This window comes from Clostridium sp. 'deep sea', from assembly GCF_014931565.1.
In the GTDB taxonomy this organism is placed as follows: domain Bacteria; phylum Bacillota; class UBA994; order PWPR01; family PWPR01.
In genome coordinates this window covers 967,210-990,098 of record NZ_CP063353.1, presented here as the reverse complement: position 1 = coordinate 990,098, position 22,889 = coordinate 967,210, and the positions used below count along the sequence as shown (strand labels likewise).

Here is a 22,889-nt window from a genome sequence, read left to right as displayed (position 1 = left end):
TAAATATAAGCGTTTGAAATGAATTTTTGAAGATAAGATAAGATTTTAAGATGCAATTTAGTAGTTATTAGTACAGTAAAGGACCATTATAAAAAGATAATAGTCCTTTATTTTTAATTATTATTAATTTTTCTCTCTTATATACTTCGTTAAATTTTCGAGAGAAGGGGTATCACCAATTACATACAGATGGTCGTGTTCTTTAAATTTAAAACTGCCGCCTGGAGCAATTATTCGTTCCCCATTTCTACCTACAGCAACAATTGTTGCTTTATAGTTATTACGAAACTGAGAATTTTTAATTTCAATACCAACTAAATCTGGTGGTATAACTATTTCTACCATTGAGAAATCAGGAGCTAACTCTAAAAAATCCATAATAGTAGAGGCATTTAAGTTATGGGCTAAGCGAATAGCCATGTCACGCTCTGGAAAAACAATATTAGAAGCACCCATCATAGTTAAAATTTCAGCATGTAAACCATGTAGAGCTCTGCCAATTATTCTTTCAGCCCCAAGTTTTTTCAACTTAAAGGTTGTTAAAATATTAGGCTCTAAGGAGCCTATCGCTACTATGGCAGCATCAAAGTTTTTGAGGTCTAAACCCCTTAACACTAACTCGTCAGTTGCATCAGCTACAAATGCGTGGGTAACACCAGCAGCAGCTTGATTTACAACTGCTTCATCTAAGTCTACTGCCACAACCTCGTGACCTAACTCACTTAATCTATTAGCCAAAGTTAAACCAAAGCGACCTAAACCAAATATAGCAAATTGTTTTATAGTTCTTTTATCATTTTTTCTTGCACACATTTTTATCACCTAATTTACGAAATATAAATATATAATATCAGATTTTTACCTTTATGAATAGTGTACACGTTATTTGTAACACTAAATACTTATGCCCATACTTTATATAGTGTCTAACTTAGTTGTTATTACAATAAATATTGTGTTAATCTCCTTAAGCTGGTGAGCAAAAGTAACCAAACCTACTTAAAATGAACATTGCAACATTGCTACCACCTATAGTTTAACACCTATTGATTGACATTTATATAGATAAAGTTTAATTTACTATTCTTAATATTAGCTTGCCTAAAAAAAATAATAGTGCTATCACAATGCCACTAAAACCAAGCATAATAATAATTTGTTTAGTTTCGTAGCTTTTATAGTTTTTTGCATTGAGCCAGTATTTATCACCACTTTTATTTATTACCTTTGCCTTTAAATAGCTATTAAATTGAGGCTCTAAATAATGATAAGTTTTAAACTCAAAACCCAGTGTTTTGAGTGAAACAGCATTTTCCTCACTTAAAGCTTGGTGGTTTTTAAATGTGGTATAAATATAGTTTCTTACTGCACTTACACCAGTGTTATTTTGTTTATTTGTCATATAAAATTCTCCTATACTACAATAATTATATAGATAATAAGACCAATAATAAACATGTTGTTTATAAATAGTTTATACCCTCCAAAATACAAGAATAAACACTTATTTAAATACATAGGAGTGGACTCGCCTTTGGCTTCGTGGGGTGGAAATTTGCTTTAGCAAATTTGGGTTGGGTTCGCGTTGCTCACGGTTTTATCTGCTCGCTTCGCAAAGCATAGAATATGTGTTTTTAAATCCGCGCTAGCCCACTCCATGAGCAAAGCGAGTCCAACCCGTAATTCATACATTGAATTACCCACCCCGCGATGTCAAAGACGAGCCCAAACCAAAAAAAACAGCTCGCATTGTCGCGAGCTGTTTTTTAAAATTATCTTGTAAACACTTCTTCACCATTAACAAAGACTTTTTGGGCTTTAGATGTAATATCGAATGGGTGACCACTATAAATCACTAAGTCAGCATCCTTACCTTTTTCTATGCTTCCTACAACATCATCAACGCCTAATATTTCAGCAGCATTAATGGTTATAGCTTTTAAGGCTTCCATTTCATCCATACCAGCTTCATTAGCTAAGCTTGCCATCATGGGTAGAGAGTCTAGTGGAACAACAGGTGAATCTGTTGTTATAGCAACTTTAATACCTGCTTTAGCTAAAATGCCAGGGGTATTAAATGTTTTTTCTTGTAATTCAAATTTTGATCTATGGCCAAAACTTGGTCCTACTATACAAACTACATTTTCTTCTGCTAACTCTTCAGCAATTAAATGACCCTCGGTAGCATGATCTAGGGTATAACGTACGTTGAATTCATTAGCAATTCTAATTGCTGTAAACATATCATCTGCACGGTGTGCATGAACTTTTAAAGGAATTTCACGTTTAATTACAGGCAATAAAGCCTCACAATTAGCATCATAAGCAGGGTACTTACTATAATCATCACCCGCAGCCTCAATTTTTTCGAGGTATTGTTTTGTTTTTGCTAAAGCCTCACGCATAATAGCTGCTGTCCCCATGCGGGTAGTAGGCATTCTTTTTTTGGCATTATAAACGCGTTTTGGATTTTCACCAAAGGCGCATTTCATAGCAACTGGGTCACGATAAACCATGTCATCAACACGTTTTCCATGGGTTTTAATAACCATAAATGTACCACCAATTACATTACCGCTACCTGGTCCAGTTGCTGCAGAGGTTACACCGGCCTCTAAAGCCTCTTTAACAGTAACATCCATTGGATTCATACCATCTACTGCTCTTACTTGGGCTGTTACTGGGTTTGTCATTTCGTTTACATCATTTCCCTCAAAACCAATGCCACTCTCCATCATTCCTAAGTGGCAGTGAGCTTCAACAAAGCCAGGTAATAATAATTGACCTTTAGCATCAATTTTTACACAAGTACAGGTGTTTTCACAATTAAAGGTACTCATTTCACCTACATCTAAAATTTTACCGTCTTCTATAGTTACATAACCGTTCTCTATTACAGGACCAGCCATGGTATAAACTTTTGCATTATAAATACAAATCATAATTGTTCTCCTTTGTTTTATTATTCAGCAGAGTATACTTCGTTACCATTAATAAATACTTTCCAAGAGCTGCCTGATGTCTCAAATGGATGTCCATTATAAATTACAATATCTGCATCTTTTCCTGCCTCAATACTGCCAATACGGTCAGCTAAACCAATTATTTCAGCAGGGTAAATAGTGATTGCTTTTAAAGCCTCCATTTCATCTAAACCAGCTTTAACAGCTAGGCCAGCCATTAGTGGTAAATAATGAAGTGGGGTAACACTTGAGTCTGTTGTAATAGCTATTTTAATTCCAGCTTTGTTTAAAATTCCAGGAGTAGCAAAGCCTTTATTTTTAAGCTCAAATTTACCACGATGTCCAAAGCTAGGGCCAACTATACATGGCAAGCCGGCCTTTACTAGGTCATCAACTATTAAACTACCATCTGTTGTATGATCTATGGTAGCCAAAACATCAAACTCTTTGGCAATTCTAATAATAGTATATATATCATCAGCTCTATGGGCATGAGCTTTTAAAGGAATTTCTTTTTTTAAAACAGGAATTAATGCTTCAGATTTCATATCAAAAGCTGGTAATTTACTACAGTCATCACCAGCAGCCTCTTTTTTAGCCATATACTGTTTAGCTTTATTTAAGGCATTACGTAGTACAGCTGCTGTACCCATACGAGTAGAAGGCATTTTCTTTTTAGCATCATAAACACGCTTTGGATTTTCGCCAAAGGCACATTTCATAGCTAAAGGAGCCTTAACAATCATATTATCTATTCTGTTACCAAATGTTTTAATAGCGCAAAACTGACCACCAATAACATTGGCACTACCAGGTCCAGAAGCCGCTGTAGTTACTCCTGCCATACGAGCTTCTTCAAAGGTGATGTCCATAGGGTTAATAGCATCAATAGCTCTTAAATGAGGAGTGCAAGGGTCAGTTGCCTCGTTAGTGTCTCTGCCTTCAAAACCAATAGCACTTTCAGTCATGCCTAAATGACAGTGGGATTCAACAAATCCAGGAAATACATTGCGACCTTCAGCATCAATAGTTCTTTCAACAGAGCCTTGATAATTACCAGTAGCTACTTCCTTTATTTTGTTATTTTCAAGTAAAATATATCCATTGTCTATAACATTTTGTTTTTCTGAACTTGTATAGATTTTGGCATTTTTAATTAGAATCATGGTTTAATATCTCCTTATTTTTTATATACAACTTTACCATTAATAATGGTCATATAAACTTTACTGTTGGTATTAAAAGGTTTGTTATTAAAGATAACTAAATCCGCATCTTTACCAACTTCTAAACTACCAACTCGGTCTTCAATGCCAACAGCCTCTGCAGCATTTATTGTAATAGCTTTTAAAGCTTGATCTTCATTTAAACCATGCTCTACTGCAATACCGGCCATAAGTGGCAAGCGAGCCAGTGGAATTACTGGAGCGTCTGTAGTAATAGCGATTTTTATACCAGCTTTATGTAAAATTGCTGGGGTATCAAAGGTTAAATTTTGCAACTCAAATTTTGATTTATGGCCAAAGCTTGGTCCAACAATGCAATATACATTTTCTTTAGCCAACTCATCTGCTATTAAATGACCTTCAGTAGCATGCTCTAAAGTAATTTTTAAATTAAACTCTTTAGCAATACGTAGGGCTGTAAACATATCATCAGCACGGTGGGCATGGGCTTTAAGAGGAATCTCTCGCTTTAGTACAGGAATTAATGCCTCTAATTTTGCATCATACTTAGGCTTTTTAGAAGCCTCTTTAGCATTCTCTAACTTATACAAATATTGTTTAGCTTTAAAAAGAGTTTCTCTAAACAAGCCAGCTGTAGCCATGCGTGTAGAGGGAGTTTTGCCTTGTGTGCCATAAAATCTTTTTGGGTTTTCACCAAAAGCACATTTCATAGCAACTGGGTCTTTAATAACTAATTCATCAGCTCTTTTTGCTGGGAATGTTTTTATTGCCACAAATGTGCCGCCAATAACGTTAGCACTACCTGGGCCTGCAGCCACAGCAGTAACACCCGCATTTCGAGCCTCTTCAAATGTTATATCAAAAGGATTAATTGCATCTAAACCACGCATATGTGGTGTTATAGGATGAGTTGCTTCGTTTCCATCCGAACCCTCAAAACCAATTGAGCTTTCCCATAAAGATAAATGAGAGTGGGCATCAATAAAACCAGGGGTGATTATTTTACCTTCAGCATTAATTACCTCAGTACAAGCTGTTTCATTAATAGTGATATTTTCACCAATTTCTTTAATCTTTCCATTTTCAATTACTATTGAGCCGTTTTCTATAACAGGACCTGCAACTGTATAGATACGTGCATTTTTAATTAGTAACATTAATAGACCTCCTTTATCTATTTAGTATAGAATTTAACTTCAACGCTAAAAAGCGTTTTCCTGCTTAGGTAGTCGAAATGTTTTTATTAAAGGTTTATGCTATTATAAATAAAAGACACAATTTTTATACCTAGAAATGAGGAGTGTTATGGAATTATGTACTGATCTTCATATTCATACAACTGAGTCGGATGGCACTGCAACTCCTACAGAGGTTGTTATAGAGTCAAAAAAAGCAGGGTTAAAGGCTATAGCAATAACAGATCATGATTGTGTAAATGGTGTTACAGAGGCTTTAATTGCTGCAAAAGAACATAATATAGAGTTAATCTCAGGTATTGAATTTTCAACTTTATATAATGAGCAAGAGTTACATATATTAGGTTATTATATTGATGTAGCTAATAAAAATCTTAGGCAAGAGGCAAACTACATTGCAGAGGCACGTAGAGTAAGGGCTGAAAAAATAGTAAAAAAACTAAATAGTTTAGGAATCAATATTTGTTTTGATAGAGTAAAATCTATTGCATCGGGTGAGGTAATTGGTAGGCCACATATTGCCCAAGCTATGATAGAAAAAAAATATATTGATACTATTCAGCAAGCCTTTTCTAAAATGTATATTGATAAAGGTGGAAGAGCCTATGTTGATCGTTACAAATTAGCTCCAGAGTCAGCAATTAAACTTATTCATAATGCTGGCGGTCTTGCAATAGTAGCTCACCCTGGACTATGTTACCAAAGCAAAGGTTTAGTTGCAGAGAATATTCATGATCTTATAAAGTTAGGATTAGATGGTATTGAGGTTTTCCATAGTGCACATAATAAAGAACAGCAAGAGTACTATAAAAGCCTTGCACTTAAAAATTCGCTACTGATTACAGGAGGTTCCGATTACCACGGTAAAACTAAGAAAGAGGGTTCGGAAATTGGCAGTGTTTGTTTGCCTTACAAATATGTTAAAGACATGAAACACAAGGTAATGATGTATAAATTGAAATAACATTTGCTGAAAAAAGGAGTGATTATATGTTTGGTGCTGTAATGTGTATTTTAGTTAAAAATAGAACAAAAGATGCCCCTCAATTACAATCAATTCTTACAAACCATGGTTGTATTATTAAAACTAGAGTAGGAATGCATGAGGTAGCTAACTGTGCTGAAGATGGCTTAATAATGTTACATCTAAGTGGTAAAAAAGAAGCAATTGATGATTTAGAAAAATCTATAAATTCTTTATCAGAGATTAGAGCCCGAACAATGTTGTTAGATTACTAAGAATGTGGTAATAATTGGGGAAATGCTAATTTAGTAATTTCCTCATTTTATTTTTAAATATTATTAAAGTATAGCTGTTTATTTGTAATAATAATTCAGGTAAAATTTAAAATATTCCACTCTTTATTAGGTTAAAAATAAGTAATTGGCACAAGAAGAGTATAAACATGTTATTATTAACAATAACTATATAACTGTCAGTATATATTATTATATTCCTGTAGCAAAAAAAACAAATATATATTCAAAATTAAACACCACATTAACAGGATAAATATGAGTTTTTGTTGAATAAGTTGTAGAAGGAGGGATGATATTTTGACAAGTGAAATAAAGAGTTTACGAGAACAAGCCAATAAACATAATGAATGGCTAAAGCAAAAAATTAAAAATGTTTTGCCTCAGTTAATGAAAGAACAGAATGTAGATACATGGTTAATTATATCTAGAGAATATAACGATGATCCAGCATTAAAAAGTTTGTTGCCCTTGCCTATGGTAAATGGTGATGAAGGATTAATAATGCCAACTACAAAAGGTTTTATGTTTTTAGTATTTCATTTAAACAAGGAAAACAAGTTATCTGCTGTAATGATTGGTGGACCAAGCTTTACAACGATAGAGCCATACAAAAATGGAGATTACAAAGGCTGTAACGAATGGCAGAGCTTAGTTAAATATTTAAGTAAAAAAAATATCCATAGATTAGCACTAAATTATTCACAACATTTCTCCCATACCGATTCGCTTAAGTTAACAGAATATAATCTCTTAAAAAAACATCTACCCAAAAGTACTTTTAATAAAATAGTGAGCTCAGAACAGTTGTGTTTGCGCTGGTTAGAGTATAGAAACAAAAATGAAATAGAGATTTATCCGGAGCTAGTTAAAATATCTCATAATATTATTGCCGACTGCTTTTCAGCTAAGGTTGTTAAGCCAGGATTCACAAGTGCAGAAGATATCTCTTGGCACATGCGTCAAAGCATTAATGATTTAGGACTAAGTGCTTGGTTTATGCCTATGGTTAGCTTTATAAGAGAAGGTTATGAGTTCAAAAGTTATAAAGGTGTTGTTAATAAAGGTGATATTTTACATTGTGATATGGGTATTCGTTATTATGGATTATTAGCTGATACTCAGCAGCTAGGCTATATTTTAAAAGATAGCGAAAGTAAACCTCCTTTAGGTTTATTAAAAGGTATGCAGCTTGCAAATCAACTTCAAAATATTCATATGAGTTGCTTTAAAGAAGGCAAGACTGGCAATGAAATATTAGCAGATATTCATAATCAAATGATGAAAAACAACATCAACGGTAAAGTATGGACTCATCCTATTGGTTATCATGGTCACGGTGCAGGGCCACTAATAGGTACATATATTAATCAGCAAAATGTTGCCTATAGAGGTGATATTAGCTTAAAAGCAAATACTTGTTATGCCATGGAATTATGTATTTTTTATGAGGTCCCAGAGTGGAATAACCAACAGGTGTCTTTTAACTTAGAGGAGACTATTGGGTTTATAAGTTTAGGCTGTGGTAAAAGTGAAGCTGTGTATTTTAGTAATAAGCAAACTGAGTATTATTTAATTTAGGGGGGAGTAAAATATGAGAGAGATAAAACCAATAATTTGCGCTGTGGACATGAAAGAATTTGCCAGGATTTCATTTTATGCGTATCCTGGTATGAGTTCAAGCTATGATAAACTACTTGAGAGACTTCAAGAAATAAATAGTAAAGACAAAAATTCCATGTTTTATGTTGTAAAAGATGAGCAAAAAGCTGTTGGTGGAATGCGATTAATTGATTATAAAATGAACTACCGAAACGAGTTCATTAATGTTTGTGGTGTTGGTGTTGTTGCAGTAGATTTAGCCCATAAAAAAATGGGAATTGCCAAGGATTTAATAAAATTCTATTTAAACAAGTGTCGTAACGACAAACAACCTATAGCAATTTTATATCCTTTTAGACCTGATTTTTATTACAATATGGGTTTTGGTTATGGAACACCTTATTTAACATATTCATTTAAACCCCATAGCTTAACAAATACTAAAGATAGAACTGGTTGGTGTTATTTAGCTAAAGAAGATATGCCTTTAATTGCTGATTGTTATAAACGGGTCGCTCAAAAACAACACGGTTTTTGTTTAAGAAGCTCATTTGAGTTAGAGAGATATAAAAAGCGTTTTGAGGGTAATGGAGTTACTATTGGCTACAAAGAAAACGGTAGAGTAGCAGGTTATTTGTATTTTACTAGCAAAAAAAGCTCTGACACCAACTTCTTAACAAACTATATTAAAATTCATGAGTTTGTGTATACTACTCCTAAAGCAATGCAGGCTCTGTGCAATTTTTTATATATTCAATCCGACCAGTATGACCGTATAGAGTATGAAACTCAGCAACACGATTTTCATTATGCTTTAAGTGATGTCCGTTATACAGATCAAGATATATCACCGCGTATTGCTCATAAAGCATATATTGGTGGTTTAGGAATGATGTATAGAATAGTAGATGTAAAAATGTGGTTTGAGCTACTTGCAGCTAAGTATATATTTAATTGTGCAGATATGAGTTTAGCCATCACAGTAGAAGACTCATTTATGCCTACTAATAATGGCACCTATTACCTCAACATCACCAATAAAAAATTAAAACTAGTAGATAAGGCAGATAATCAAATCGCTTTAACAGTTAATATTGCAGAACTATCTTCTTTAATGATGGGAAGTGTCCGTTTTGAGAATCTCTATAGAGTTGGTAAAGCAAGATGTAAAGAGCAAAATGTTGAAATCTTAAGTGATTTCTTTAACATACCTAGTGCCCCTCAGTGTTTAACTTCGTTTTAAGTAATGCTTAGTTAAAAAATACAAGCTGAAGCTCAAAGTTAACAGAGCTTTAGCTTTTTATTTATTGCTTTATACAAACATATGTTTGTTATATTGTGATATAATTAAGTTATAGTAAGGAGGTTTTTTTATGGTTCAAGATTTACATAAAAGCAAAAAATTAATTTACTACTATTATGGAGCCCAGTGTTACGGATATAAATATATGGCATGTGAAGCAGAAAAGGCTGCTAAAGTACTTAACTATCAATATGAAAAAATTGACATTAGTATAGAAAATGCTTCAATTAATACGCCACTTTATTTTCCTGGAAATATTGTTGTTGATGATTTGGTAATTACTTATCCAGGTAGTGCTAAAGAAATAGTACAAGCAATAAGACATAAAGGTGTTATTGCAGGACAGTTAGAATACAATCAACTGAAACGTGAGTCAGCACATTACTTTAAACCTCTATTAGGGTGTTTAAAAGCTTGCTCAAAAATATGTTTAAAAAAACAAGCAAATGATGTATCTGAAAAATATAACTGGATTAACAAGCAGGCAAAATATACTAACGAAAAAGCTGGTCTTGTAGCTTTTTACAACAATAAACCAGTAGCGGCTGTTGAGTTTGTAAGAGAAGATAGAGTTCCTTACTCTATACCTAATCATAGAAAGCAATTTTTATTTATAACCTGTTTATATAATGATTACTACACCAACAAAGATTTTAGAGATTCTTTATTAACGGAGTTAAAAAACGTTGTAATAAAAGATAAATTAGCTGGTATATCTGTTATATGCGGCAAAGATACGCCTTATCCAAATGGTCCAGTCCAAATCTTATTAGATAATGGTTTTGTTGTAAATAAAAAGCTAGATAGAGTATTACTAAAAAATAAATGGGAGCAAATATTTTATATGCAATGGTTTAATAAGGCACTCTATAGTATTTAGGTTTTAATCTATGATAAAATAAGAGAGGTTGCTGATTGATATTGGTAACCTTATTATTTTATGGGGAGAAATTATGATTAATATTACAACAGATAGACTCATAATAAGAGATCACATAGTAGATGACTTAAAGGATCTACATAAACTTATTTCGGACAATGAAGTAATGTATTTTTTGCCAGAGACTAAAACAACAAGCCTAGCTGAGTCTAAAAAAAACTTAACAACTGCAATTGAAGAAATCAATAAAGCAAATAGAACTAAGTTCTTTTTTGCCATAATAAACAAAAAAAATAACTCTTATATTGGTGAAATCGGGGTAACTAAAACTGCTGAATGTAGTGAAGGTAATATAATGAATTTAGGTTACTTTATTATAAAAGATTATTGGGGCCGAGGTATAATTCCCGAGGCTTCTAAGGCCGTTATAAGCTATGCTTTTGATTTTTTGGGTACAGTAAAAATAGAGACTGGTTGTGCTAAGCTTAATAATAAATCCGAGAGAGTTATGAATAAAATAGGTTTAATTAAAGAAGCTGAACTTAAACAGCACTCAGTTATAAATAATAAGTTTTACGACAGGGTTGAGTACAGAGTATTAAAAGAAGAATGGAATAATTAAAAAAAGGAGTATTATATTATAAAAATAAAAGAGTTTAAACCAAAACATTTAATTGAAGCAGCAGAAATTTTTATTGAAAACTATAAAATAAGCAATAGTGTTTATCAAGTATTGCCTCAAAAGTATTGTAATAAGCAAATAATTAAAAAGATGTTAAGTGATTTAGTTAGTAAAAATCCCTGCTACGTAGCAATAGAAAAAGATAAGGTTATAGGATATATTAGTGGTATATCTAATATTAAAGAGCTAAAGGCTAGCTTAACAGGTGTATATGTGCCAGAATGGGCACACAGCGTAAAAGTAAATGTAGATAGAGAAAAAGTTTATAATGCACTATACAAAACTATTGCAAAAGAATGGGTAAGGTTAGGAAATTTCACTCATATAATTAGTTTCTATGGAAATGAGCATAAATTACATAATTTATTTGTAGAATTTGGCTTTGGAATGTTAACCATAGATGGAATTAAGCAGGTAAATAAAAATAATGATATTATTAGTGTAGATAATTTGATGATTAGAGAAATGTGCGAACAAGATATTTACGAAGTTGGGCTATTACATAATGAACTAATCAATCATTTATTAAGTTCACCTATTTATTTGTATCTTAATAATCCTAAACTCTCAAGTGATGAGCTTAAAAACAAGTTTATGAGTAAAAACATTAAAACATTTGTAGCATTAAAAAATAAAGAAATCATATCTGCAATAAGGGTAATGCTCAATAATGGGCCTGGATGTAAAACAGTTATTGACAAAGGAACATTAGGAATTAATTTTGCTTATACAAAAAATAAATATAGGGGCTGTGGTGTTACCCCATGTTTATTAAGGGAGGTCTTAAAATGGGGCAGTAAACATGATATGATTAGATGTGTAGTAGATTTTGAGTCCCAAAATAGACCAGCAACAAAATTTTGGCTAAAACACTTTAAACCTGTATGTAAAACTTTTATGAGAAAAGTGGATGATAGAGTTCAATAAGTTAGGAGATATTTAAATGCAAGATAAATGGCTAGATATTACCCTTAATAAACTAGACAAAGCATGTAGCAAACAAAATGATAAAACACTTTTAAAATTTAAAACAAAGTCATTCCGTAAAGTTATAAAAAGAGTTGCCCAATTTTCGGAGCAATCTTGTAAAAAATGTACTGCCTGTAGAGCCGGTATTTATGACTGTATAGAAATAATAAGTAAGTATAAAGGTGATCGTAAAGAATTTAAGCATTATAATACCATAATAAAAAACATTGTAATTCATTTAAAAAAAGTACATGGCTTAATCGAAGAAGGATATTATATGGTAATGTTTTTCCCTTTGGGCATGTGTTTAGGTGTAATTGTTAATGTACTTTATCCAGACAGAGTGGGATATACCTTAGCATTAGCAGTTGGTACGGGCTTCGGTTTATCTATAGGCACATTATTAGATCAAGTAGCTAAAAAGAAAGGCCGTGTAATTTAACTATATAGTTAATACATACCTGCAACAAATAAGTAATTTGTTGATATAAATTGGTTTGAATATTTAATTACTAATTTTTAATTGGGTAAATATATTTTAAGTAGAGTGGTGACGTTTATGAGTTTAAGTTTACTGAGTTTAGTTTACTTTGGTTATATTATTATAAAAAAACTAATTAATAGAGTTTTTGTTACCACTATAATATTCCAGTATATGTTTTTATCATTTTTGATTTACATAGCAGCTATTTTTTATTTTGATACAGATTTATTGGTAGTTTTAGGTGGGGGAGTTTTGTTCTTATTTATTGCAAGGGCAATACGTAGTATCTTTAGAAGCAGGTATCTTATAGTAAATACTTCTTATGAGGAGCTAGTAAAGATAATTGAAGGCTTTGGAATAAAGTGTAAAGGTGCTATTTGTAGTTTTAATAATGGTAATCAGTTTAGAATAAGACGTAACTTTGAAGGAATAATAGTAGATTTTTTTGAGTACTCCGCTGACAATAGAGTTAATAGAGATAATCTTTTTAATGCTATTAGGCAGAGTAGGGTAGTTAGAAGTAAATCATGGTACGTAGATATGGCTTTAAGCTTAACAATTTGCGTTTTCATTATTATATATTTATTTACAAGGTAGGAGTTTACTATGGTTAGCTTAAGAGTTATTACGGAAAGAAGCCAGCTAGTTGAAAATTTATTGAGTTATTGTATATTCAATATGAAAAATAGTAAATAAGTGATACATAAAATTACAAGTTATGTCAAAAAAAATATATTGGAGGTGAAATTTATATGAAATTAGGAGCAATGGGTTTTTTTGTAAAAAATTTGGACGTTATGGTTAAATTCTATAGAGATATTATGAATATGAAGCTAAACATTGATATGGAAGGTTTTGCTGGATTTGTAACAGAAGATGGTTTTTTCTTTAACTTATGCACAAGAAGTGAACGAGTAAACATTTCGTCAATACCAATTTCATATCCAAAAGGATTAAATGGTAGTATGCAGATATCTTTTAATGTTCAAAAATATGAAGATGTAGACAAAGAATATGAACGGTTAGTAAAAGCAGGTGCAACACCTGTTAGTAAACCTATTAGTATGCCATATGGTTTGCGAGAGGCTTATGTTGCTGATCCTGAAGGTAATTTAGTTGAAATAGTTGCATCTAAAGAGTAATTTTAGTCATTTTTATAATGTCATAAGTAAAAAATTTTATGTTACATAAGAAAAGAATTAGGTGATGGCAGTTTAACTGCCATCTTTCGTTTAACTGATCTCATATTTAAGAGCTCAAATATTATAATTATATATATTTAGGTAATATTAATTGTCTTAATCTATAAAGAAGCTATATACAAGTTATGCATTATAGCTTCTATTAATTTATCTAACATGCGGGGTCAATTAGTTTAAGAGGCATCTCTATTAGTTTTTTTTTGTACTGGTTTAAGATTTATTGCTTTACTTCTTTTTAACTGCTTACGACTTATACATACATGGGTAATTAGAGTGACAAAACAGCTAATTATTAAAAATGAATAAAAGCTGATTCCTCTGCTAACTAACATAGCTGAGGTAAGCTGTTGTTCTGGGAAAAAAGCTTTATATAATAGCAAAAAACTACCTTCAGCAATACCCACTGCACCCGGTAGTGGTATTGTTGAAATAGATGTTCTCAAGATTGCTTGCAGAGAAATAATGCTAAATATTGAATAGCTGTTTAAGCTAAAAGCTTTATAAACAAAATAAGGCACACTGTATAGAGAAACTACTTGAATAAAAGTAACTGCTGCTACCTGTATTAAAAGTTTAGGTTTTTTAAATATATATTTAGCATTAATAGCAAACTCATTTACTTGTGTTTTAATTTTTAACTGCCATTTTTTTTTGTCTTTAATAAAATTTAGCTTATAGAGAAGATTTGTAATGCTAAAAAATAGCTTTGTAACTTTATCCTTGTAAAAGATAGACATTAACAGAATTACTACTGTAAGAATATGCACTGTTATGCCTATGATAAACAAAATCCAAATTTTATTTATGTGTTGCATAACATTAAAATAATTAAATATTAGTATAAATGCACACAATAATAAAAGCACAATTTTATAGATTACTAGATTTGTTACCATAGCTAAAGAGGATTTTGTGATTTTTATGCCATCTTTTTTCATGTAATAAACCTGCATAGGCTGTCCTCCAGATGAAGATGGGGTAATAGCACAAAAATAAAATCCAATAAAAGCATATTTTAAGGCTTGAATAAAGCCAATTTTTGTATTTAAAGAGGCTAAAATAATAAGTAAATTGATAGCCTCACTACAGATATAAATAAAAACTGCCAATAAGCCTAGTGATATAAAAAAAGGATTCATTTCTTTTATGGTGTTCAGTAAGTTAAATAAGTTTTCATTTTTTAATAATATATAAAAGGTGCAGCCTAGTAGTATTATAAAAAATAAAGAACTTAATACAAGCTTTTTTTTACTATAGCTGTTAACTGTTGTTTTATTCATGTTTTTATTCCTTACTTAAATTGATTCTTTTAAATTATTGAGTAAACATGGTATCTGTTCAATACTAAATTGATTTTTAACTCTTTTTAAGTTATTTTTATAGTACTTAAGCTTAAGGTTAGACTTAAGTGTTTTTATAACAATATTAATTAAATCATCTTTAGAACTCCAAACTACTTTTCCAATTCCTTCGTTTTCAATGAAAAAAGCATTATGTTTTTCTTGATTTAAATAAGGTTTTAAACATATTATAGGTAGCTCTGAATGGATAGCCTCAAACATAGATACGCCACCTGGCTTTGTAACAATTAAATCAGCGTATTTCATGTATTCAGCAACCTTATTAGTATAGCCTATTATATTTAGATTGGGATATCTACCCTTCATTTCACTATATAACTCTTCATTATTGCCTAAAATAATTGTAGTTTTTACATCTAAGTTATTATTAAGTTTTCTATAAAAATCATTAGCTTTTGGAATTAGGCCTAAACCTCCACCCATAATAAGCAAGTTATTATTAACAGCTTTCTCTGTTACTTTAGTATTGTTAATAAAATTTTGGGTAACAGGTATGCCTGTAACGAATATATTTTCACAGTTAAAACCCTTTGATACTAAAGCATTTTTAATTTGGAATGTTGGAGCAAAGTAATAATCTGTGTAAGTATTGTACCACTCATTGTGTTTGCTTATATCTGTAATACAAGTAATAAGTGGTATATTTTTATTTACTCTTCTTTTGTATACAGAGGCACATATAGTACAAAGTGGAAGGGTAGAAATGATAATATCTGGCTGTTTTTCATTTATTAATTCACTTATTTTAAGTAGTATATAATTCTCTAAAAAAACATTTCCATTAAAATTAAAGTTTTTTGTTAACTTATGATAAATATTATAATAACCTTTGCAATGTTTAACTAAAAAATTAAAGCTATTGTAAATAGTTTTATATGATTTTGGGGCTATTAATTTAATTATATCTTGTATGTAAACTTTACTATGGGGATATGTTTTAAAAATTTTCTGTTTTATAGCCTTTGAAACAGAGTTATGGCCCATGCCAAAGCTACCAGATAAAATAAGTACATTCATGTTTAATCCTCCTAACTCTACTGACTTGACTACTAAAAGGTTACTCTATAAAGATTAAAAATTAGCTAAATAATTGTTAAGCTTTTTAGAATAAATTCTTAAGATTTTATGTATATCTGAAAATTTCAATAAATGCAAGTTATTGCTTGTGGGATTAATGTGGTTATGATAATGTTTTATTAAGTGAGGAGGTGTCTTGCATGAGCATACAAGACAGATATAAGAGTTACATACAATTACAAATAAAAAAACAATATGATAACATGCAAAAAACAACCTGTAGAAGGAAATTAAATACTGGTCATTTAACACAGCAATTACAGACGATGAGTAATGAAAGATATTTAGAGCTCCATAGTTTAATAATAGAAGCGGATATTAAGAGCTTACATAAACATATTTTTGAGCATGCGTTTTCTATAAAAGAACTGGTGATATTTTACTTAAAAAGAATATTACAATTCAATGCAGCAATAAACTCTGTTTTAGAGCTTAATCCAGATGTTATAGAAATTGCAGAAACTATGGATTTAAAATTAGCTAAAGGGGACTTCAAAGGCAAGTTGTTTGGCATACCTGTATTATTAAAAGACAATATTGGTACAGGAGATAAGCTCCATAATACCGCAGGGGCAAAGGCCTTAGAGTATTCTCAATGTGATGATGATGCCTATATTGTTAAAAGGTTAAGAGAATCTGGAGCAATTATTTTAGGTAAGACTAATTTAACAGAATGGGCAAACTGTATGAGTAGTAATCCAGCTAATGGCTATTCAGCCTTGGGTGGTCAAACTAAAAATGCCTATGGCAAATATGATGTAGGTGGTTCAAGTGCAGGCTCAGCTGTTGCCACATCGTTATGCTTAGCTGCCTTTTCAATTGGTACTGAAACAGAGGGCTCTATTCTTTATCCTGCAAATCAAAATGCAATAGTAGGCTTTAAACTAAGCACTGGTCTTTGGAGCAAAAACCGAATAATCCCAATTTCAAGTAGAATGGATACAGCTGGTCCTATGACTCGAACCGTATACGATGCAGCTATAGTAATAGGAGAGTTAGTAGGAGTAGATGTTAATGATAGTGACACCTTATTAGTTAAACATTCTTCAAAAGATTTTACCCAGTATTTAGTTAAAGATGGTTTAAAAGGCATAAAAATAGGTTTAGTAATTAATGAAAATCTTTATAATTTACGATATGGTGATAAGGAAATACTAAATAGAGTGGTTAGTGAGTTAACTATGTTAGGCGCTATAGTTAAACTAGTTACATTGCCATCAGATATTAAAGTACCAGAGTATTTTAACTTTTTAATGCATGATTTTAAACACGGTGTTAATAAGTATCTAAAGGAAAACACCAGAGAAAACAGTGATTTAACACTTAGTAAAATTATTGATTATAATAACATTGATTTAGCTAATCGAGCTGTATATGGACAAGATGTTTTAGAGAGTGCCAATAAAGCAGAGTTTAGTAACTCTAATATGGAAACACTAGCTAAGCAAGTGCAAAATAATAGCAGGGCTATATTAGATAAATGTTTGGCTGAAAATAACGTAGATATGTTACTTAGTTTATCTGTAGCTTTAAGTAGCTATTATGCTACTGCAGGTTATCCTGCGATAACTGTACCAGCAGGCTTTAGAGATAATGGCGAACCAGTGGGTATAACTTTAGTAGCTAAACTATTTAATGAGGATCTTTTGTTAAAGGCTGCTTATTCCTATGAGCAAGGCACAAAACATAGAACTAAACCATGTGTTAATAAGTTACAAGTATAATATTTTTATATTAATTCAAAGGTAATAATTAATAGTATTTTAATAAATAGCTAATAAGCTTATTCAAAATCCTTTAAGAGTTATTTGTAATATTTTAATTAAACTGCTACAGAGAGTGTTTTAAACTCAAGTAGCAGTTTATTAATACCTAAAGATTGATTTAAGCTCAACTAGTGACTTAATTACGTAATTTGGTTGAATTTGAAAACCAGAATAATCAAAATTATGTAAATCAAGATAAATAGCATCTAATCCGGCATTTTTAGCACCTAACACATCACCTTCATAATTATCACCAACATAAATGAATTCATGAGGTTTGCCTTTTAGCTTTTCTACTGCATGTAAAAAAATACCTGTGTCTGGTTTAGGTTTGCCATATATTTCAGAGCAAATAACTGAGTCAAAAAAATGCTCTATTTTACATGATTCAAGACGAGATAAGCCATTAGCAAAACCATTTGTTATTAATCCTATTTTATACTTTTGCTTTAAATACTCTAAAACGCTTAGGGCATGAGGCATTAAAATTTGACCTCTGTACAGCAGTTTCAAAAATAAATTAGCTATTTCTATTTGTTGTTTGTTACTAAGTTTTACTCCCATTTCTTTTGCTGTGAGAGTAAAACGGTCTTTATTAATATTTTTGGAGTCACGCAGACCTTTACGGTATTCACTCCATAAATTCACATTTATAATATGATATATCTTTAAAAAATCATTATAAGATTTTGATTTAAGATTGCCAATTTTACTAATTTGACTCCACACACCTTTTAGTGCTACTTGAGAATTTGCCTGAAAATCCCATACAGTATCATCTAAGTCGAATATAATACCTTTATATTTCATATTAAATCCTCACTCTCTTTAATAATGCTATAACAAAACAAATATATTTTATTCTTAGGCAGGTTAAAATAATTTATTAACGAATATTTATATACATTCATTATAACAGGAGGTGCAACAATGATAAACAAGCCTTTTACCAGTAACGATCTCTTTGCTATGAGTTTCACAGGTAACCCAAAATTATCTCCTGATGGAAGCAAAGCATTATACGAAGTTACTGAGGTATCAGAAAAAAGTAATACTTACTTAACTAATATTTGGCTTTGGAATGGTGAAAGAAACATACCTTTTACAACAGGCAGTGGAGATCATAAAACAAAGAACCTGAATGCAAAATGGTCACCTAATGGTGAATCAATAGCCTTTGTATCAAACAGAAGTGATAATAATCAAATTTGGATTAATAACGCTAATAATGGTGAATCATTTAAGGTAACTAATACCCCCGTTGGTGTAAGTGACTATTGTTGGACACCAGATAGCAGTGGTATTTACTATTTGGCCAAAGAACGTAAAAAAGAAAGCAAGTTTAATGAAAATGCTACAGTTACTCATATAACAAAGCTTCGTTATAAGTTTAATGGCAAGGGATTATTAGATAATATTCCAGAGCAATTATACTACGTAGATATTGCAACTTTACAAGTAAAACAACTTAGCTTTGATAAACTAGGAGCAGCTGCTCCAGTTGTGTCACCAGATAATAAGTATTTAGCCTTTAGCTTAAACCGCAATGAGGATGAGTTAGATTTAAAAACAGATATTTATGTGCTAAATATAGCTGAAGGAACTATTGAAAGAGTAACACCTCATAATGGCAGATATAGTGCTCCAATATTTATGCCAAACGGAGATATTTTATGCACAGGAATAGAAAAATACCCTTATCCAGGTGGTTATAATAAAATATGGCAGATTAATATTGCTACTAAAAGCATTAAACAAATAGGTAAAAACTACAATCAATACATTGGTAAGAGCGTAGGCAGTGACATTGCTTCTGAGCGTGGAAATTCTGGTTTAACTGTTTCTAAAGATGGCCAGTATGTGTATTTTGTAATAACTGAAAAAGGAAACTGCTTTTTAGAGCGAATAAACCTGCAAACAGAAGAATCTGAGCGTGTAATTGGTGATGGGTCTGTAGTAGTTAGCTCTTATGATGTCTCAGGTGACAAAATTATTGCCAACTTAGCTGATCCTGAATCACCATGTGATATTTGGTATGGCGATTCAACTGAGTTAGAGCGAATTACCTATTTAAACGAAGAATTATTTAAAGATAAATATATAGCATTACCAGAGCAAATACTTTTTGAAAGCCCTGAGGGTGTAACCTTAGAAGGATGGATATTAAAGCCAATAGATTTTAAAGAGGGTGAAAAACACCCATTAGTTATGCAAATTCATGGAGGTCCACATAGTTCATACGGAAATATTTTTTTCCATGAGTTTCAGATACTAGCTGGTAATGGTTATGCTGTATTTTACGCTAACCCCAGAGGTAGCTTAGGATATAGTGAAGACTTTAGTAGAGCTATAATTGGTGATTGGTGTGGTTGTGATACTAGAGATCTTGAGTTTATGGCCAGAGAGGTTAGTAAATTAAATTGGGTGGATGAAAAACATATGGCAGTTACTGGTGGTAGCCAAGGTGGATACTTTACTAACTGGTTAATAAGCCACTGTGATTTATTCTCTGCAGCGGTTACCCAACGCTCAATGAGTAATTTATATACCAAATATGGTATAGCTGATAACGGCTGGAATGGTGATCGTTATGGTATGGGTGGAGCAGATTTATGGGATAAAGAAGACTTTGTATTAGAGCGTTCACCTATTAGATATGCACCTAATGTAAATACCCCTTTATTAATAATACACAGTGATAAAGACTATCGTTGCCCACTAGAGCAAGCTGAACAGTGGTATGTAGCACTAAAGCGATTAGGCAATATAACAGAGATGCTAATTTTTCATGATGAACACCATGGTTTATCGAGAGTAGGTAAACCTGCCAATAGGATTGTGAGACTGGATGCTATAGTGGATTGGTTTGGTAAGTATTGTTAGGTTTGTGATTGCTTTCAATCCATTGACGCTTCCATAATTAAACCTAGCTCTGCGTCATACGTAAAAATAGTCAAAAACATATACTGGGCTCGTATTATGTTTTTAACGATTTTTACTATTCCTTAATCTAGGCTCAATTCTGTAAGCCACGGCATAATGGGGCATTGAGTTGGTTATCTATTGCTTTTTACGGTTGTTTAATAAAAAAAAGCTAGCATTTAAGGTTCTGCGGATTAAAGTAAGTTAAAACACAAACAATCAAACAATTAAACATGATAGCTTAGGGTACGCATTCCATGTGTACCCCTGTTTGACTCTAATAAAATGTTGAGGAGAAAACAATGTGGCAATTTTCAGCAGCAGTCTGTATAAATGATCAAAACGAAATACTAATGGTTTTGCAGCAGGGTTATGAAAATAAAGATAAAAAGTGGTCAGTTCCATCAGGCCGAAAAAAGCCTAATGAAAGCTTTAAGGAATGTTGTATAAGAGAAACCTACGAAGAAACTGGCTACTTAGTAAAGGTCGAAAAACAACTATTCCAAAAAGACATAATAGCCTTTAATAAACCTGCTCCAGTAAAATATTATAAGGTGAGAATAGTAGGAGGAGAAGCCACTATTCAAGACCCCGATCACTTAATTTACGATATTAAGTGGATTACAAAAAAGCAACTTAAAACCCTAAAACTATCATTTCCAGAAGATAGAGAAACCTTGCTTAAAATCATGGGGTAATATATGTAGTTTGTTTTAAATCCGCGCGAAGCCCACGAAACGAAGTGAAGTCCAAACCGTATTTTTGTTTTAAGCAGCGAAGCGAATTAAAGCATAAAATACCTACCCCATAAATCTTATACAACAAGATTCACCCATGCCAAAAAAGGACCATTGGTCCTTTTTTTTATACATTTTCATTAATATAATCATTGCTCTTATAAAACAAACCACAAAAATATTAAAATCATTTCATAAAAACATTAGATTATGCATAGCTACAAAAAATTTAAAATAGCTCTAGGTGAGGGTTAATAGTTTAATAATAACCTAGGTTATTTATAACTAGTTTTAAAAAAATCTTTATATGATGTACTACTTTAAGCAGCTACTTTACTGAATAAATTAAATACAAAAAACAATAAATTGTTGACAATATACAAAAGTAGTTTTATTATTGACTTAGAAATGAAATAAACTATCTCAATATTGAATTATTTTTTTTGTTTGATTCTTAATTAATGATATTATTTTTAGTAGATTAGTAATATTGGGGGATAACATATGTTTAAAACAATAAGAGAAGAAGTAGTACTAGTTATTAGAGATAAAATCCTAAAAGGAGAAATCAAACAAGGAGAACGAATAAAGGAAGCAGATTTATCTAAAGAATTAGGAGTAAGTAGAGGCCCCATAAGAGAAGCATTTAGACAATTAGAGCAAGAAGGGCTTATTTCATATTCATCACGTAAAGGTTGTACAGTTAAGATTATATCTGCTAAAGATTCAGTGGAACTATATATTTTAAGAGCTACACTTGAGAACTTATCTGTAAAGTTGTGTAATGGAAAGTTTAAAGAAACAACTATTAACAAGATGGATGCTATTGTAAAGGAAATGGAAAAATATACAAAAGTAGAAGACTTGGTAAACATTATAGAATGTGATCAGCAGTTTCATGAGTTAATTATTCATGAATCACAAATGAAAAAACTATATGAAATGTGGAGTACCTTAAATAGTGCTAATGCAATTATATTTTATGCTTTATATCATACAAGATATTCTCCAAGTGATAAATTATCTGGTAATCATAATATTCTAGTTAACGCTATAAAAGAAAGTAATTGTGAAGAAATTTGCAAATGTATTCAAGAGCATTATCTCATTGTTTCAGAAAACTTATATAAAACCGAAAATGTCGAAATAAATTTTGATATTAAACTTTAGCCATAGTTTATAAGAGTACTTAGTTTTAAAAATTGATTTAATCAAACCTAATAGAAGGGTTACTAGTTTATTAAGTGATTAATCTCTATTAGGCTAGATTGACTAGTGTAAATATTTAATTTGCACTCAAT

General features: G+C 31.4%; 22 protein-coding genes. 14 read left to right on the top strand and 8 right to left on the bottom strand.

What is annotated here, in order from left to right:
* Window positions 1-123: 123 nt before the first annotated feature.
* From IMX26_RS04685 to IMX26_RS04665, 5 genes are all read right to left on the bottom strand, one after another.
* Window positions 124-813, bottom strand: a complete 690-nt coding sequence (locus IMX26_RS04685; protein ID WP_195160526.1) for a TrkA family potassium uptake protein — start codon at window positions 811-813, stop codon at window positions 124-126.
* 259 nt (window positions 814-1,072) lie between these two features.
* The gene (locus tag IMX26_RS04680; RefSeq protein ID WP_195160525.1) at window positions 1,073-1,402 is read right to left on the bottom strand and encodes a hypothetical protein; all 330 of its coding nucleotides are present in this window, start codon (window positions 1,400-1,402) and stop codon (window positions 1,073-1,075) included.
* A 370-nt stretch (window positions 1,403-1,772) separates the two neighbouring features.
* Window positions 1,773-2,942: an amidohydrolase gene (locus IMX26_RS04675; RefSeq protein ID WP_195160524.1), complete on the bottom strand. Its 1,170-nt coding sequence runs from the start codon at window positions 2,940-2,942 to the stop codon at window positions 1,773-1,775.
* A gap of 20 nt (window positions 2,943-2,962) precedes the next feature.
* On the bottom strand, window positions 2,963-4,129 hold the full coding sequence (locus IMX26_RS04670; protein WP_195160523.1) for an amidohydrolase: 1,167 nt from the start codon (window positions 4,127-4,129) through the stop codon (window positions 2,963-2,965).
* Window positions 4,130-4,143: 14 nt separating this feature from the next.
* On the bottom strand, window positions 4,144-5,307 hold the full coding sequence (locus IMX26_RS04665; RefSeq protein WP_195160522.1) for an amidohydrolase: 1,164 nt from the start codon (window positions 5,305-5,307) through the stop codon (window positions 4,144-4,146).
* 148 nt (window positions 5,308-5,455) lie between these two features.
* Here IMX26_RS04665 and IMX26_RS04660 point away from each other — a divergent pair, with 148 nt between their 5' ends.
* From IMX26_RS04660 to IMX26_RS04615, 10 genes are all read left to right on the top strand, one after another.
* A complete protein-coding gene (locus IMX26_RS04660) occupies window positions 5,456-6,310 on the top strand; it encodes a PHP domain-containing protein (protein ID WP_195160521.1) in 855 nt (284 codons plus the stop codon).
* A gap of 26 nt (window positions 6,311-6,336) precedes the next feature.
* A complete protein-coding gene (locus IMX26_RS04655) occupies window positions 6,337-6,585 on the top strand; it encodes a hypothetical protein (RefSeq protein WP_195160520.1) in 249 nt (82 codons plus the stop codon).
* Window positions 6,586-6,903: 318 nt separating this feature from the next.
* Entirely contained in the window at window positions 6,904-8,184 is a 1,281-nt protein-coding gene (locus IMX26_RS04650; protein WP_195160519.1) for a M24 family metallopeptidase, read from the top strand.
* Window positions 8,185-8,197: 13 nt separating this feature from the next.
* Entirely contained in the window at window positions 8,198-9,448 is a 1,251-nt protein-coding gene (locus IMX26_RS04645) for a GNAT family N-acetyltransferase (protein ID WP_195160518.1), read from the top strand.
* Window positions 9,449-9,578: 130 nt separating this feature from the next.
* On the top strand, window positions 9,579-10,388 hold the full coding sequence (locus IMX26_RS04640) for a hypothetical protein (protein WP_195160517.1): 810 nt from the start codon (window positions 9,579-9,581) through the stop codon (window positions 10,386-10,388).
* Between the two features lie 73 nt (window positions 10,389-10,461).
* Window positions 10,462-11,010 (top strand): GNAT family protein, encoded by a 549-nt coding sequence (locus tag IMX26_RS04635; protein ID WP_195160516.1) that lies wholly within the window; start codon window positions 10,462-10,464, stop codon window positions 11,008-11,010.
* Window positions 11,011-11,160: 150 nt separating this feature from the next.
* A complete protein-coding gene (locus IMX26_RS04630; protein ID WP_207729319.1) occupies window positions 11,161-11,997 on the top strand; it encodes a GNAT family N-acetyltransferase in 837 nt (278 codons plus the stop codon).
* A gap of 16 nt (window positions 11,998-12,013) precedes the next feature.
* Window positions 12,014-12,481 (top strand): NADH-ubiquinone oxidoreductase-F iron-sulfur binding region domain-containing protein, encoded by a 468-nt coding sequence (locus tag IMX26_RS04625; protein WP_195160514.1) that lies wholly within the window; start codon window positions 12,014-12,016, stop codon window positions 12,479-12,481.
* A 117-nt stretch (window positions 12,482-12,598) separates the two neighbouring features.
* Complete coding sequence (locus IMX26_RS04620) at window positions 12,599-13,120, top strand: hypothetical protein (RefSeq protein ID WP_195160513.1); 522 nt, start codon at window positions 12,599-12,601, stop codon at window positions 13,118-13,120.
* A gap of 155 nt (window positions 13,121-13,275) precedes the next feature.
* Window positions 13,276-13,665: a VOC family protein gene (locus IMX26_RS04615; RefSeq protein WP_195160512.1), complete on the top strand. Its 390-nt coding sequence runs from the start codon at window positions 13,276-13,278 to the stop codon at window positions 13,663-13,665.
* Between the two features lie 233 nt (window positions 13,666-13,898).
* Here IMX26_RS04615 and IMX26_RS04610 read toward each other — a convergent pair whose 3' ends face one another.
* Together IMX26_RS04610 and IMX26_RS04605 are read right to left on the bottom strand one after the other, a co-directional pair.
* On the bottom strand, window positions 13,899-15,005 hold the full coding sequence (locus IMX26_RS04610) for a lysylphosphatidylglycerol synthase transmembrane domain-containing protein (RefSeq protein WP_195160511.1): 1,107 nt from the start codon (window positions 15,003-15,005) through the stop codon (window positions 13,899-13,901).
* Window positions 15,006-15,020: 15 nt separating this feature from the next.
* Window positions 15,021-16,103 (bottom strand): glycosyltransferase, encoded by a 1,083-nt coding sequence (locus tag IMX26_RS04605; RefSeq protein ID WP_195160510.1) that lies wholly within the window; start codon window positions 16,101-16,103, stop codon window positions 15,021-15,023.
* Window positions 16,104-16,303: 200 nt separating this feature from the next.
* Here IMX26_RS04605 and IMX26_RS04600 point away from each other — a divergent pair, with 200 nt between their 5' ends.
* Window positions 16,304-17,887, top strand: a complete 1,584-nt coding sequence (locus IMX26_RS04600; RefSeq protein WP_195160509.1) for an amidase family protein — start codon at window positions 16,304-16,306, stop codon at window positions 17,885-17,887.
* A 141-nt stretch (window positions 17,888-18,028) separates the two neighbouring features.
* On the opposite strand, the gene IMX26_RS04595 is transcribed toward IMX26_RS04600, so the two are convergent.
* The gene (locus IMX26_RS04595) at window positions 18,029-18,739 is read right to left on the bottom strand and encodes a YjjG family noncanonical pyrimidine nucleotidase (RefSeq protein ID WP_195160508.1); all 711 of its coding nucleotides are present in this window, start codon (window positions 18,737-18,739) and stop codon (window positions 18,029-18,031) included.
* A gap of 120 nt (window positions 18,740-18,859) precedes the next feature.
* On the opposite strand from IMX26_RS04595, the gene IMX26_RS04590 reads away from it, so the two are divergent.
* From IMX26_RS04590 to IMX26_RS04580, 3 genes are all read left to right on the top strand, one after another.
* Window positions 18,860-20,812, top strand: a complete 1,953-nt coding sequence (locus IMX26_RS04590; protein WP_195160507.1) for a S9 family peptidase — start codon at window positions 18,860-18,862, stop codon at window positions 20,810-20,812.
* 341 nt (window positions 20,813-21,153) lie between these two features.
* A complete protein-coding gene (locus IMX26_RS04585) occupies window positions 21,154-21,549 on the top strand; it encodes an NUDIX hydrolase (RefSeq protein WP_195160506.1) in 396 nt (131 codons plus the stop codon).
* A 543-nt stretch (window positions 21,550-22,092) separates the two neighbouring features.
* A complete protein-coding gene (locus tag IMX26_RS04580) occupies window positions 22,093-22,758 on the top strand; it encodes a GntR family transcriptional regulator (protein WP_195160505.1) in 666 nt (221 codons plus the stop codon).
* Window positions 22,759-22,889: the final 131 nt, after the last annotated feature.